Origin of the sequence: Deinococcus aerolatus (assembly GCF_014647055.1) — a bacterium.
Taxonomy (GTDB): Bacteria; Deinococcota; Deinococci; order Deinococcales; family Deinococcaceae; genus Deinococcus; species Deinococcus aerolatus.
Window position 1 is genome coordinate 94,126 of record NZ_BMOL01000009.1, and the last position, 14,221, is coordinate 108,346.

Annotated in this window: 12 protein-coding genes and 2 tRNA genes; 9 read left to right on the plus strand and 5 right to left on the minus strand. The window is 65.1% G+C overall.

Annotated features, from left to right (window positions below; translation table 11 throughout):
- Positions 1–41 precede the first annotated feature (41 nt).
- Positions 42–3,272, minus strand: a complete 3,231-nt coding sequence (locus tag IEY31_RS10770) for a heterodisulfide reductase-related iron-sulfur binding cluster (RefSeq protein WP_188971784.1) — start codon at positions 3,270–3,272, stop codon at positions 42–44.
- Positions 3,273–3,774: 502 nt separating this feature from the next.
- Here IEY31_RS10770 and IEY31_RS10775 point away from each other — a divergent pair.
- The 9 genes from IEY31_RS10775 (at position 3,775) to IEY31_RS10820 (ending at position 12,096) form a co-directional block, all read left to right on the plus strand.
- Positions 3,775–4,662 (plus strand): hypothetical protein, encoded by an 888-nt coding sequence (locus IEY31_RS10775; RefSeq protein ID WP_188971786.1) that lies wholly within the window; start codon positions 3,775–3,777, stop codon positions 4,660–4,662.
- A gap of 186 nt (positions 4,663–4,848) precedes the next feature.
- Positions 4,849–5,874: an ATP-binding protein gene (locus IEY31_RS10780; RefSeq protein ID WP_188971788.1), complete on the plus strand. Its 1,026-nt coding sequence runs from the start codon at positions 4,849–4,851 to the stop codon at positions 5,872–5,874.
- Positions 5,875–5,903: 29 nt separating this feature from the next.
- Positions 5,904–7,025, plus strand: a complete 1,122-nt coding sequence (locus IEY31_RS10785) for a vWA domain-containing protein (protein WP_188971790.1) — start codon at positions 5,904–5,906, stop codon at positions 7,023–7,025.
- On the plus strand, positions 7,025–7,876 hold the full coding sequence (nudC, locus tag IEY31_RS10790; RefSeq protein WP_188971792.1) for an NAD(+) diphosphatase: 852 nt from the start codon (positions 7,025–7,027) through the stop codon (positions 7,874–7,876). The genes IEY31_RS10785 and nudC overlap by 1 nt, the downstream gene beginning before the upstream one ends.
- On the plus strand, positions 7,860–9,257 hold the full coding sequence (locus IEY31_RS10795; RefSeq protein ID WP_188971794.1) for a hypothetical protein: 1,398 nt from the start codon (positions 7,860–7,862) through the stop codon (positions 9,255–9,257). Before nudC ends, IEY31_RS10795 begins: the two co-directional genes overlap by 17 nt.
- A gap of 154 nt (positions 9,258–9,411) precedes the next feature.
- Positions 9,412–9,771 carry a hypothetical protein gene (locus IEY31_RS10800; protein ID WP_188971796.1) on the plus strand — a complete coding sequence of 120 codons (360 nt, stop codon included), beginning with the start codon at positions 9,412–9,414 and terminating at the stop codon, positions 9,769–9,771.
- Positions 9,772–9,836: 65 nt separating this feature from the next.
- The gene (locus IEY31_RS10805) at positions 9,837–10,262 is read left to right on the plus strand and encodes a hypothetical protein (protein WP_188971798.1); all 426 of its coding nucleotides are present in this window, start codon (positions 9,837–9,839) and stop codon (positions 10,260–10,262) included.
- A gap of 1,090 nt (positions 10,263–11,352) precedes the next feature.
- Positions 11,353–11,658 (plus strand): EthD family reductase, encoded by a 306-nt coding sequence (locus tag IEY31_RS10815; RefSeq protein ID WP_188971802.1) that lies wholly within the window; start codon positions 11,353–11,355, stop codon positions 11,656–11,658.
- Positions 11,659–11,805: 147 nt separating this feature from the next.
- Positions 11,806–12,096 carry a hypothetical protein gene (locus tag IEY31_RS10820; protein ID WP_188971804.1) on the plus strand — a complete coding sequence of 97 codons (291 nt, stop codon included), beginning with the start codon at positions 11,806–11,808 and terminating at the stop codon, positions 12,094–12,096.
- 324 nt (positions 12,097–12,420) lie between these two features.
- Here the strand turns inward: IEY31_RS10820 and IEY31_RS10825 are convergent.
- The 4 genes from IEY31_RS10825 to IEY31_RS10840 all read right to left on the minus strand — a co-directional run bounded on the left by IEY31_RS10825 (position 12,421) and on the right by IEY31_RS10840 (position 14,180).
- A tRNA-Phe gene (locus IEY31_RS10825) sits at positions 12,421–12,496 on the minus strand.
- 27 nt (positions 12,497–12,523) lie between these two features.
- Positions 12,524–12,599, minus strand: a tRNA-Asp gene (locus tag IEY31_RS10830).
- A 149-nt stretch (positions 12,600–12,748) separates the two neighbouring features.
- Positions 12,749–13,510: a metallophosphoesterase gene (locus tag IEY31_RS10835; RefSeq protein WP_188971806.1), complete on the minus strand. Its 762-nt coding sequence runs from the start codon at positions 13,508–13,510 to the stop codon at positions 12,749–12,751.
- Positions 13,511–13,682: 172 nt separating this feature from the next.
- Positions 13,683–14,180 (minus strand): pyridoxamine 5'-phosphate oxidase family protein, encoded by a 498-nt coding sequence (locus IEY31_RS10840; protein WP_188971808.1) that lies wholly within the window; start codon positions 14,178–14,180, stop codon positions 13,683–13,685.
- Positions 14,181–14,221 lie beyond the last annotated feature (41 nt).

Genomic DNA, 14,221 nt, shown 5'->3' on the forward strand with positions numbered 1-14,221 from the left:
CGCAGTGAACGGCGTTGCCCTGGCCGTGGGGCCTTGCGACCTCAGTCCTTCTTCCTGGGCACCCACTTCTTGCGCCCACCCGCATTGGCTTCGGTGCCGTCCGGCGCGGAGGTGGCCTGCTCCCCCGCTTCCAGCGCGTTCTCGCCCACCTCGTCCAGATGGACATGCTCGGTGATGGGCGCGTCATTGACGGGTGCGGTGGCTGGGGCGGCCTCAGCCCTGGCTTTGGGCTGCCATTTGGGGCGTTCGGTAGGAGCCACTTCAGGCGGCGGGACGACAGCCAGGGCTTCAGGAGCAGCCTGCGGCGCGGCAGTTTCTGGAGCCCCGGCTGCTGGGGCGCTGGCCTCCGCGACGGACGCACCTGCCACTGCGCCGCTGGCTTTCGGCATCCACTTCTTGCGCTCTCCCCCGCTGGTTGCAGATTCAGGCTGGGCCGGGACCTCGGCGGACGGGGCCTGCACAGGTGCGGGTGGCGCCGCATCTGTCTTGGCCTGCGGGTTCCAAGCCTTACGGGCGGGAGTGGCTCCGGCCGGTTCGGAAGCGGGGGCAGGTGCGTTGGCCACAACGTCGGCGCTCACGTCATCCGCTTTGGCTTTGGGCTGCCACGCCTTACGGGCAGGCGCCTCATCAGGCTCAGGGATGACAGGCTCAGCAGCGACAGGAACAGCGCTCACATCGTCCACCCTGGCCTGGGGCTTCCATGTCTTGCGGGACGCGGGTTCGGTGGGGGATGGCGCTTCCGCCGGTGCCACATCATCCCCCCCCGCCTTGGGCTTCCAGGCTTTGCGGGTGGGCGTCTCTGCGCTTTCGGCCTGTGCTTCCACAACTGGCGCGGCGCTCACGTCATCCACCCCGGCCTTGGGCTTCCAGCTCTTGCGGGCTGGCGCAGCACTGGCGTCTGTCTGCGGGGCAACACCAGGCGCGACGTCCGTTTTCGGCTTCCAGGCCTTGCGCTCGGTGACGGCCTCGGGGTGCGCCGCCTGCGGTTCCGGCTGAGTGTCGGCGTTCTGAACGGGGCTGCCCGGCTGCGCGTTGACCACGTCGGCGGAGGTTTCCCCCACCACGGCGTCCGGCGCATCGGCGGAACGCACCGCGCCCGTGCGCTCCATCGGCACCTCGGCATTGGGAACCCCAGCCGGTTCGGTGTGTACCGATGGCGCCACCCACTCCCCGGTGGCCCGCTGCATGCTCTCCAGCATCAACTCGGCCACGTCCTTAACCACGATGTCGTCGCGCTTCTGCTTTTCCGGCGTGCTGTTCAGCATCGCCTTGCAGAAGGGGCAGCCCACCGCCACCACCTTCCCGGTCTGCTCGAATTCCTCAGAGGCCACCTTTGCGTCGTCCAACCGCGCCTGCAGCTCGCGGAAGCGGTTGTCGGAGACGCGCTCGCGGCCCTCCTCCTCCTCCTTCCAGAACTGCGCGCCGCCTGCGCCGCAGCAGAAGCTGTTGTCCCGCTCGCGTTCCAGGCTCAGCACCTCGCCCGCCATCTTGGTGATCAGGGTGCGGGGCGCGTCGTACACGCCGTTGTGGCGGCCCAGGTAACAGGGATCGTGGTAGGTCACGTTGTCCGCCAGTTGCGCCAGCGGCAGTTTCCCGGCGGCCACCAGCGTTTCCAGGTACTCGGTGTGGTGGATGGTCTTGTAGTTGCCGCCAATCTGCGGGTACTCGTTGCCGATGATGTTCATGCAGTGTGGGCAGGTGGCAACGATCAGCTTGGGGCGGATGCTGTTGAGCGTCTCCACGTTCTCCTGCGCCAGCGTCTGGTACAGAAACTCGTTCCCGGCGCGGCGGGCGCTGTCCCCGGTACAGGCCTCTTTCTTGCCCAGCACGGCGTAGTTCACGCCGGCCTTGTCCAGCAGCTGCACGAACGAGCGGGCCACCTTCTGCGCGCCGGGATCGTAGGCGGCAGCGCAGCCCACCCAGTAGATGACGTCGGGTTCGGGGTTCTCGTCGATGGTGGGGACCTTGAGGCCCTCGGCCCACTCCATGCGCTTGTCGCGCGAGATGCCCCAGGGGTTCGACGCCCGCTCCATGCCTCTAAACGCCGTCTGAAGCTGTTGCGGAAACTCCCCGGCCACCATCACCTGTTGACGGCGGATGTCGATGATGTCCAGCATCTGCTCGTCCTGCACCGGGCAGACCTGCATGCACGCGCCGCAGGTGGTGCAGGCCCACACCGCTTCCTCGCTGATGGCGTACTCCAGCAGCGGGTGAGCTGTGCTGGCCCCGGACTCGAAGGGCGCGGCCTTGAGGGTGAAGGGGCTGGGGTGCGCGGCAATAACGTTCAGCTCCATGCGCTTGTTGATCTCCAGCGCGGCGGGAGACAGCGCCTTGCCGGTGGCGTTCGCTGGACACACGTCCTGGCAGCGGTTGCACTGGATGCAGGCGTAGGCGTCCAGCAGGCGGGGCCACTCCAGTTCTTCCAGCTTTTCCACGCCCAGGCGCGGCTCGTCGGCCTCCATCGCCTCCTCCAGACCCTTCATGGGCGGCAGCACGCCGCTGCCCACCGGGCGCTTGAGGGTGTAGTTCAGGGGCGCCATGAAGATGTGAATGTGCTTGGTGAACGGGAAGTACGCCAGGAAGGCCAGCACGCTGCCCAGCGCGCCCCAGAACCCGAAGATGCGCCAGTTCAGCAGCGCGCCCTCGCCCAGGCCGGAAAACAGGGCCGCGCCCACAGCGTTCGAAAACGGCTGGAAGGCGTCGCCGCCCTCGGCCACTACCTTCGCCGCGTTGCCCAGCACCCGGCTGCCGACGTGGAAGAAGATGAACGCCGAGACGATCAGGCTGTCGCGCAGGATGTAGTTGTTCTTGAGCAATGGGTGCAGCAGCGTCTTCTCGGTAAAGCGGAAGTCGCGCTTGCTGGGCGTGAACAGGCGGCGAACCACCAGCGCCACCACGCCGAACAGGACCAGGAAGCTCAGGACATCGGCCAGCAAGTTATAGACGGCGCCCAGCGGATTGCTGGACAGGATGCTGAAATGAATATACCCTTCCAGCCCGTCAATCACGTTCACCAGCAGATAAAACACAAAGCCGTAGAAGATGAAGCTGTGCAGCACGCTGATCGCCGTGCGGCGACGGAAGGTGCGCTCCTGCGTCAGGCTGACCCGAATCGCGTCCAGAATGCGGCGGCCCGGAATGTCGAAGCGCCGCTCGGTGGCGGGCGCACCCCGGCGAATACGCAGGTACAGGCGGTAAAAGCCCCACAGGCCAAAGGCCCCGGCAACGACGGCAAAGACGAAAAACAGAATCTGGTGGGTAAGGGGCAGCACGGCGGGGAAACCTCCGGGGGAGTTGAAGCGGGGCTGAGGCCTTCTGTCTTGCGCCTGTGGCCTGATGCAAATATTGAACCGGGTGCAAGTATAGCGGGGTCCGCCCGGTGAGGGGCAATGGCAGGGGCGGCGTGCAGCACGAAGTGGAGTCGCCACAGCATACGCCCCAGGCGTGGCTGGGACTCGGTACCAGCCGCTGGCAACACAGCGGACAGAGTGAATGGCCCCGTACCACGCCACGCCGTCAGCGCCGCTCCAGAAGGGCCGCCAACGCCCAGAGAACCATGGATTGGACGGTTTTGTGTCTTTTTTGAGCCTCCACTGATGGAATCAGGCGGCTCCAGGAGTGATCTGAGCGGGGCGGCTTTAACATGGAATCTGTTTAACTTCATTACCCCTATCCGCCCCCGATAAATAAAAGAACGTCAGTTTTCTACATGTTAGAACCACTTGCGAGCCTTAAAGCACCGGGTCAGAGAGACTGACCGGAAAGGATGATCCCATGAACAGAAACATGACCCATATTCTGACCCTGACCACCTTGCTCTTCGGTGCCGCCCAGGCGACTGCCGTGACCTCTGTCTCCAGCACCGCGGCCACGTCGGTCGGCAGTGCGGCGGGCGACACAGCCGAAGGCAACGCGCAGTTCAGCGTCAGCGCTGTGGTGCTGCTCGATGCCCAGGGTCAGATCGTCGGCACCGCCAACAGCACCGGGCAGTTCGTATTCCAGGGCGCCAGCAACGCTGCAACACGCGCACAGGTCACCTTCCGCAATGGCGTGAAACGCACCTACACCCTGTCCAACCGTCTGAAGGCCCAGGCGCGAATCAGTCTTGACGCCGTCGTGGTGGCTGGCGGTTCAGGTTCGCTAAGCCTGAGCCAGGCCATTCGCGCCGAGATGCAGGCCCAGGCAAGCGCAGCCGCACAGGTCATGACGGACCGCGCCCTGGTGGGCAAGTCGGTGGCCCTGCTCAGCGCCAGCGGTCAGGTCATTGGCACCTTCAACGCCCGCGGTCAGTGGCAGGGCAGCGCCAGCGCCTCCCAGGCCACCGATGTTCTTGTGACCTTCCAGAACGGTCAGCGCGCCACCTACAGCCTGACCCAGCGCCTCGCTGTAGACGCCCGCAGCGCCGTGAATCTCGACAGCCTGCAGGTCCGCACCAACGACCGCAGCGCGTCATTGGTCCGTGTTCTGCTGGATACGTCCGCAACCGGCACCGTCAGTGCGGGTGGGGCGGGCAGCGCCAGCACCCCGGCTGCAGGCAACGCATCTGCTGAGGCCTCGGGCAGCGCGGGCGGCACCGCTTCAGGCTCGGGTCAGGGCGGCCTGGGCGTCAGTGTGGGTATCGGAGTAGGCGTGGACGTGGGGGTCGGCACCGGCGGCAAGTAACATGCACCTCTGGTAACGCATTCCCGCCAGCAGTCCAGCCTGGAAACTTCAGGCCCCCGCGCGGACGAAGACACACTGTCTTCGTCCGCGCCGGCGTGTCTGTGGTTTGGACCGTCCCTGTCCGGCTGACCCACCCCCCGAAGATTGAACTTGCTCCAATCAGCACAAAAGCCCTAGCGTGGACAGGTGAGCCTGACTGCAACCGAGCTACAAAGCTATCTAAGCGCCCTGATCGCGGGCGAACTCAAGCTGTCCACCATGATCTGGGGACCGCCAGGCATCGGCAAGAGCGCAGTGGTGGCGCAGGTGGCCCGTGAGCGCGGGCTGGACTTTGTGGACGTGCGCCTGTCGCAACTGGCCCCCACCGACCTGCGCGGCCTGCCCGTCCCGGAGGCGGACGGCCAGGGCGGCGGCGTGTCCAAGTGGTATCCGCCCGAGTTCCTGCCGCGCGGCGGCCACGGCATCCTCTTTCTGGACGAGGTGAACATGGCCCCGCCCACCATGCAGGGCATGGCCCAGCAACTGATTCTGGACCGCCGGGTGGGCAGTTACGTGCTGCCCGACGGCTGGTTCGTGTGGGCGGCGGGCAACCGCAAGGAGGACCGCGCCAGCGTGTTCGACATGCCCGCGCCGCTGGCCAACCGTTTCCTGCACCTGACCGTGCGGCCTGATTTCGACTCGTGGCGCAGCTACGCGCTGGGCCGCAGCCTGCACGAGCACATCATCGCCTTCCTGACCTTCCGCCCGGAGTTGCTGCACCGGCTTGACCCACAGCAGCCCGCGTGGCCCAGCCCGCGTGCCTGGGAGATGGCCAGCGGCCTGCACCGCGCCGGGCTGGATGTCGCCCCCGCGATTGGTGAGGCGGCGGGGGCCGAGTTCAGTGCCTTTGTGCGCCTGTACGAGCAACTGCCCGATCTGGGCATCGTGCTGGAGGGCCGGGGCGGGGGCCTGCGGCTGCCGGACGAGCCCAGCGTGCGCTACGCCGCCGTGGTGGGTCTGGCCGCCCGCGCAGCCACCGCCGACGCCGCCTACCACGCCTTTACCTGGCTGGCCGACAGCGCCGGACCGGAGTGGCTGCAACTGTATGTGGCGACGCTGGTCAGCAAGTTCCAGGCCATCGGGCAACTGGGCGACCTGGCGGAACTGGTGGCCCGCGACGAGCGGCTGGCTTCCCTGGTGGAGGGGACCCTGGCAATGTCGGAGGGAATGTAGGTGAACCGCCTACGCCTGACGGCGGCGCAATGACGCCCGACTTCCAGCACCTGATTTCCGGCTCAAGACTGCGGATTCGCGGCAAATCGGCCTTCTTCGCCACGCTGCTGCTGCACGCGGAATTCGTACCGTCAAAGGAAGTGGCGGCGGCGGGGACGGACGGCGAGCGGGTCTACGTGAATCCGGAGGTAGCGGCCAGCCTCCCCTCCGACGTGCTGGACGGGCTGCTGCTGCACGAGGTGCTGCACGCGGCGCTGTCGCATGTGGAGCGCCGCGGGCCGCGCGAGAAGAAGCGCTGGAACAAGTCAGCGGACCTGATCGTGAACGGCATGGTGGACGCCGCGGGCCTGCCCACGCCGCAGGGATCGCGCCGCGATGACCATCTGGAAAAGCTGAGCGTGGAAGAGGTCTACACCGCCCTGCTGGCCGAGGGCGAGGAGGACGGCGAGGGTGATGAGGGGGGCGACGATCTGCTGGACGGCCCCCCCAGCGACGCGCCCCCAAAGAACGGCAAGTACCCTTCCAGTGCCGCGAAGCAGTGGCAACAGGCGATGGCCAAGGCCCGCAGCATGGACGCCATGAGCGGCGGCCAGGGCGACGATCCGCTGGGCGCACACCGCGAACTGGCGCGGCTGGCCCCGGCCCGGCTGGACTGGCGGGCGCACCTATGGCGTTTTCTGGCGCGGACGCCGGTGGATTTCGGGGGCTTTGACCGCCGTTTCGTGGGGCGCGGGCTGTATCTAGAGGCGCTGGACGACGAATCGCTGACCGCACTGATCGCGGTGGACACTTCCGGCAGCGTGGACGACGAGGCGGTGGGGGCGCTGGTGGGCGAGGTTCAGGGCGTCCTTGGCGCGTACCCGCACGTCCGTGCCACCCTGTACTACGCCGACACAGAGGCGTATGGGCCGCACGAGCTGACCCCCGGCAGCGCCATTCCCGCGCCCCAGGGGGGCGGCGGCACCGACTTCCGGCCTATTTTTGCCCTGCTCGATGACCACGAGCCGGACGTGCTGATCTACCTGACTGACGGCTACGGCGACTTTCCCGACGCGGCCCCGCGCATGCCGACGCTGTGGGTGGTGCCGCCCGGTGGGCTGGAGGACGAGGGCTTCCCGTTCGGCGAGATTCTGCGGCTGGAGGAGGGCTGATGGTGTCGCGCCCCGCGCGCTTCGAGCTGCAACCGGACGTGCCTCAGGAGGGGACCCGCTGGTTCATCTTCCAGGATGGCCGCCTGCTGCTGAGCCAGGACAACACGCTGCCCGTGGGCCGTGCCGAGGACTTTGAACTGGCGCGGCCCAATCCACTGGGCCAACTGGACGGTCAGGCTTACGCCGCCGCTCAGCTGCAAGGCGACGTGCCTGTCGGCTATGCCCTCTCCCCCCTCCGTTCACTGTTTAGTCGCCTCAGCGAAGACCTGTTTGGTCTGGCCGGGTTCGCTGCGCAGGTGGTGGAGTTTGACCGCACGCACCAGTTCTGCGGCCACTGCGCCGCGCCCCTGGCCTTCACGGGCCAAGAGTTTGCCAAAGTCTGCCCGACTTGTGGCCTGACCGTATATCCGCGCGTCGCGCCGGTGGCAATGGTGCTGATCCGGCGCGGCACAGGCGCAGACACCGAGCTGCTGCTGGCCCGCGGCCCCCATTTCCCACCCGGCATCTATTCGGCGCTGGCCGGCTTCGTGCAGCCGTCCGAGACGCTGGAACGCGCCGCCGCCCGCGAGGTGCTGGAGGAAGTCGGCGTGAACATCAGGAGCCTGAGCTACGTCGTGAGCCAGCCCTGGCCCTTCCCGCACTCGCTGATGATCGGTTTCGACGCCGAGTACGACGGCGGTGAGATCGTGCTGCAGCCGGACGAGATCGAGGACGCGCAGTGGTTTCCCGTCTCCGCCTTGCCGGCCCTGCCCGCGCCGTTCAGCATTGCCCGGCACCTCATTGACCGCGCCGTGTCCCTGGGACTGGGTCCGGCGGACGCCTATCCTGTTCCCCATGACCACTCCTTCTGACCTCGATCCGCGCACGCTGACAGCCCTGGGGGTGGACGGCGCGCTGGAGGCGGCGGCCCACCCAAGGGCCACAGCGGCTGTGCTGTCTGGCCTGAGCGCCCACCCAGACGCGCGGGTGCGTTCTCGGGTGGCCCGGCACCCCAACGCGCCGTTGGAGGTGCTGGGCGCGCTGGCCGCCGCCTACCCGCAGGAGGTGCTGGACAACCCGGGAGTGCCGCTGCTGCGGCTGGCGCGTCCAGGCTTTTTGAATGTCTTTCCCGGCGAGGGGGTGTCCGCGTTGCTGTCGCTGCCCACGGTGCCCGAGTGGGTGCTGGACGCGGCGCTGCGCCATGAGGACTACAGCGTGCGCACGGCGCTGGCCGCCCGCCCAGGACTGAGTGAGGCCCGCGTCACGGCGCTGGCCGGGGACGCGGGCTGGCAGATCCGCGAGACGGTGGCCAGACGCGACGAGCTGTCGCTGGCCCTGACCCGTCAGCTGGCCGCCGACGACGACTACGACGTGCGCAAGGCCGTAGCCGCCCGCGCCGATCTGCCCGGAGACATTCTGCGGACGCTGGTGGAGGACAGTCACGGACTGGTGCGCGCCAGCGTGGCCCGCCGCCTGGACCTGCCGCTGGACTGCATGCTGACCCTGGCGGCCGACGGCGACAGCGACGTGCTGGCCACACTGGCGCGGCGGGTGGACCTGCCCCGCAACGTGCGCGAGTGGCTGGCGGGCCACGACGATCCGCTGGTGCGGGCCGCCGCCCTGCAAGGCTGGCACGTACCCGCCGCGTGGCTGCAACGCGCCCAGACCGACGCTGACCCGGACGTGCGCGCCGCCCTGGCCCGCCGCCCGGATACGCCCGCAGCCACCCTCGAACGGCTGGCCCACGATGAGGCCGAGTCGGTCCGCCGCGCCGTGCTGGAGCGTGATGACCTGCCGGAAGGCGCAATTCTGGCGCTGGCCCGCGCCCCGGAGCAGGACATCCGCCTGCATGTCGCCAGCGCCGACGGCCTGCCGGGCAGCGTGCTGGACGTGCTGCTGCGCGACTCCGATCCCAACATCCGCACGATTCTGGCGGTCCGGCCCGACCTGGGCCTGGAGCGGCTGGGGTGGCTGGCGCGCGATGACAGCGCTGAAGTCCGGCGGGCGGTGGCCTACGCCGCCGCGCCGGGGACCGACACGCTGAGGGTGCTGGCCGCTGATCCGAATATCGGGGTCCGCCGCGCCGCCGCCGCCCACGCGGACCTTCCCACTGCCCTGGCCGACGCGCTGGGTGCCGATCCGGATGCCGGGGTCCGCTTGACGGTGGCGGGCCGCGCGGACCTCTCCCCCGCCCTGCGCGACATCCTCATGCACGATGACGATTCCAGCGTGCGGGCCGAGGCGCCTGGGTGACCGAGGTCCGCATCCCTCTCAGGAGCCGCACTTCAGCGGACGGGTGGCGGTTGTGGGCAGGTGCAGGTAGGCTCCTTGCCAACACCAAAGGCGACAGCGAGATCTGTTGCCTGCTGGGCGGCGCAGTTCTCACCAACGAGGATGCCGGGCAGGCATGTTTCAGCAGCACCTTGAAGCCCTGGCCGTCCAGCGGGGGCTAGTCGAGGAGCTGGAAGGGCGCTTGAAAGTCGAACTGGCCCGGCTGTCCGATCTGGCCGCCCGGACGGTGGCCGCCCATCTGGGCCAGCGCAGCGGCGGGTCGACAGACCGGGAAACACTGGACGCCCAGGCCCGGGCGATCAGACACGACCTGGAAGCCTTCACGAAGCTGGCCGCACCGGATGAAGGCGCGGCGCGGCGGTGTTGTGCCGGGCAGGACATGCGGACCTGGGAGGTGAGGCGGGCCGGATGGGCGAGGCGGTCGCGGCTTGACGGACAAGGAACCACGGGCCGCCCTGACACATCTGAACTGTAAGGAGCGCTCCTCGTCAGTATTTTCCGCGTAAGGGCCATGTAATGACAGGCGACCGATACTGACTCGTGGATAAAAAATTCGCTTTTCTGATGCTTGCAGCACTGTCGTTCACACCCTCTGCCCTGGCGACCGGCTTTGTCGTCGAGTCCAATCTGACGGGAGTCCAGCTTCCCAAAGGTGCCCTTGAACTCACCGACGACGACTTTTCCGATGACATGGTGACTCTCCTCGAGGAGACGGCAGCGACCATGAAGGGCAAATGTCAGTACCACGAACTACTGTACTGGGAGGGCAATCCAGTCGCCATTGCCAAGGCCCTCAACTCCAAAATTCCTGCCAGCTTCAGGTACAAACTCGTTGATGCGGATGAGCTGGACGACGGCTCATACGAGACGTTCACCCTGACCAGCAGCAAAGTGTCTTACGCCGGAGTGTGGATTCAGGGGGCCAAGGATGTCACGCTGGCCTGGTGCAACGTCGTTAAAAAGTAGCCAGTAATCGGGGGCCAAGTTCAGGGCTATGCCGAGACCATGTGATAGGCCAGGCAAATAATGCGCACTTATATTTTGATTGAGTGCGCTTCTCTGACCTGGGACTCTGTACCGGCCATCTTCACATTGAGGATGTGACCGCACATCTACGGGGAAAAGCATGGTGCACCGTCATGATTTCCGGCAAGGTCTACCGGGGGCCGTAACCCTCACCGGCGAAATAGCCATGTTCCGCCGAATCTCCCTCGCCTGCCGGCCATCAACGGCCAATGTGTGTGACCTAGCCGGTCATAAAGGGACACCGCCCTCGAGATGCTCCCGTCCCGTTTCTCCAACCCGTTTTACTTGTCCTGCTCTGACGATATGGTGCATTGAAACCCCACCCAGCACCGCCCCTAACTTCAGGGGTCTATGGAGGTCAGAAGGTTGACAGGTTCAACAGAGCAGCTCTGGTTCCTCAACACCCTCGTCACGATTCATCAGTCAGATTTCATCGGCTCCGATGGCATCGCCGTGATGGGGCATCACGCGCGTTTCGGCGATTCTCCACTTGCACGTCCATCAGCGCGAGGATGGGATGTTTCATGTGCTGGAAGGGGAAATGCGACTGGGTAGCGGCGACAGCGAACTTCGCCTGGGTCTAGGCGGCACGTTCCTGGCCAAGCAAGGCAGCGCTCACACCTACCGCGTGGAGAATTGAAGGGAATGGGCGCGCGGGCTGCTGCGGCCTAAAAGCCCTTCTTAAGGGGAGTTGGCACTTTACGGGCTGCTGGAATCCACTTGGCAGGCGTCCATGTCGCCGGGGCTGGTTATGTTAGGGCCGTCCTTCACCAGCAGCGCCCATCCATTGGCGTGTCAAGCAAAAGGTTGGATGTGTCTGCAGCGGAAGGGCTAGATCAACGCGGCGCTGGGATTAATGGTGGCGAACGTCGGCGATACTCGCGCTGAAAGCGGGCAGAAGGTCAGGAGAGCCTGACGATTGAGCAGTTCAGATCGGGGCGAATTGTGGGTTTTACATCTTTGCCAGAATCTGATACAACGAATGCAATCATCCACCAGAAAAGCTGCAGTCATCTTCAGGAGGTTCACCATGATGAAGCTCACCGTGCTGTATCCGCATCCCACCGATCCAGCCCAGTTCGATGCTTACTACCGGGAAACGCATACCCCACTGGTTCACAAGATCCCTGGTCTAGTGCGATTTGAAGATGCGCATGTCGTTGCCACGCCTGACGGAAGCCCTCCTCCCTATTTTTTGATTGCTGAACTGTACTTCGACAATATGGAAAGCTTCCAGGCAGGCATGGCCAGCCCAGAGGGACAAGCCACCGCCGCAGATGTGCCGAATTTTGCGTCAAATGGCGCAACACTAATGATCTGCGACATAACATCCTGATCCTTTCACTCTTTTAAAGCCTATTGTTTCCTGCCAAACGTAGGTGCCCGGACCTCATCGATGAGATTCTGGGCACCTACCTTTTGAAAACGGATAGGTGTTCCTTCGAGAGCCGATCGCTACTCGCACATTGGCCGCGGTCTGATAGTGGTCCTGAAGGCCCAATCGGCCCAACTCGCGGTGCAGGTTGAACGCGGCGGGCTTGCCGATGGTGGGCAGGACTTCGTCCAGCATTTCCAGTCGATCAGCAGCGCGAAGGATGCGGTCGGCGGTCAGCACGTCCACCAGCTGCCCGTCGACTTCCGTCATGAAACCCTGGCCAGTGCGGCTGGTGATAACGGCGTAGACAGCAGTGCCGGTGACCACGCCGCACTCGCGGTACGTGGTCTGGTATTCAGCAACTTGATTGGCGGGCCGATGCTGCCTGACACCGTGTAGGGCGCCAAGAGATGGCTGTGCGTGGCGGCAGAGATGCCCTTTTAGAGACCCATGTTCTACGCCACAGCTTCATTTCCGTTGAGGGGCAGCACAGGTAGCCGGAGGAGATCATCTCTACCCATGTGGGACACGCCCGCACCTCATTCGGGACAGATACAAAACAGTCTTTGCGAAAGAATGCAAGACCCTGACGTTGGACTTCTCCGCCTCATTCAAGACCAGAAAGGACGCAAAGAAAAACCCGTTGGGCATATGGGTCAGTTGAGCACACGTTGGAACGGCAGGACAAAAAGAAAAAACCCCGTCTAGGACGAGGTTTTGACTTGGTGGCTAGAGCCGGACTTGAACCGGCGACCCAACGATTTTCAATCGTTTGCTCTACCAGCTGAGCTATCCAGCCATGCTTTCCCCCCACGGGAGAAAACCTTGGCGGTCCGGACGGGATTTGAACCCGCGACCTTCTGCGTGACAGGCAGATATGCTAACCGCTACACTACCGGACCAAATCTTTTCTGGTGCTTGGTTTTCATTTTGCTGCCCACGAAAAGCAGCGGGGTTAAGGATAGCCGCGCCCCGGGAACTTGTCAACAAGGCGACAATCCTGGCACGCCCATCTTGCAGAATCCACAGGCCGGAATCAGCTGTGCCGGAATCAGAATGGGACGGCCCGCACCGCCTGAAGGGCCGCCGCACCGGACTCATCGATCATCAGCTCCAGGTACTCGCGGGCATGCAGGGCGTCGATCATCGCGAAACGGTGTACTCCGTCCAGCAGGATGCCGTCCTCGATCTGGGTGTGGCCATAGACACCGAACTCCAGGCCCGACATCGCCACGTACTCCGGCGTGTCGCGGAACCAGTGCTTGGTGCTGCGGTCCCCGTAGAACAGATCGTCATAGTGCGTGTGGGCCGGCAGAGGCGAGACGTGCGCGAACTGCACCGCGCCCACTCGCAGTTCGCGGGGAAAGCCGCCCATCCAGGTCCGCAGGTGCTCCGGCAGCAATACGCCCCCGTGACCGGGATCAAACTCCAGATGCACCAGCCCGCCGCTGGTCCCCAGGATGTAGCTGCCATTCAGCACAGCGTCGTCGTGGTTGCCCAACAGAATATGAACCGCATGTGGCGCGGCAGCCTGATAGGTTCGCAGCCGCTCCAGCTGGGCCGCCTGACGGCGTGCGGCCAGCAGCAGGTGCTCCGGGTTGTGTGTGTCGAAATCCTGCTGCCCGGTCAGCCGGGTGTAGTCACGCTCGCTCTTGGGATGGACCAGATCGCCGATGATCACCACTTGAAACAGGCCCGACTGCACCGGCGCCGTCGGCAGATAGGAACCGTCCACGCAGCTCGCGGCGCGCAGGGCAGCCCACAACGTCTCGAAATCCGCGTGTACGTCGCCAAAGGCCATGAACTTGTGCATCGGCCCCCAGTTTACCGGGTGTCGGTGGCGGGTGACCGCCCCACATCTGGGTCTGGCGGGCCAGTTGAGTCTGGACGCCCGGCCCACTGCCAGAAAACACTGAAGCTATAAAAGCGCCCCCGCCCGCCCGGTCAGGGGAAGCGAGGGCCTGCGCCTCAGCCGACAGTCAGCACTACAGGTTGACGGTTTCGTTGTTGCCCATCTCGCCGCGCTTGCCCGTGACCGCGCCTCTGGCAAGTTCGTAAAGGGCCTTGACCTTGCCTGGACCTTCCCACAGCTCCGCACCGTGGGCGTTGATCTTGATCAGCTGAATGTTGGGATCGTCCTTGCCGCCTTCAAAGTAGGTCTTGTAGAAGTCGCTCCACAGCTCGTCGAGCTTGGCGCGGTCCTCCACGAGTTCGGCGGTGCCGGTCAGGCTGACGTAGTTGCTGTCCTCTGGACTGGAGTAACTGACGTTCACCTGCGGGCGCTGGGCCATGTCGTGGACGCCCTCGGTGTCCTTGCCCCCGATAAACCACAGGTCGCCGTCGAATTCGGTCTGCTGGGTGGTCATGGGCCGCGCGTGCATGTGGCCCTCATCGGTCACAGTGGTCAGCATGGCGAACTTGACGTCCTTGATGATGCTGGCGATGTGCTTGATTACTTGCTCACGGGTCAGATCGTCACTCATGCCAGCAGCCTGCCACGCAGACGCACAGGTCTGTGAAACCC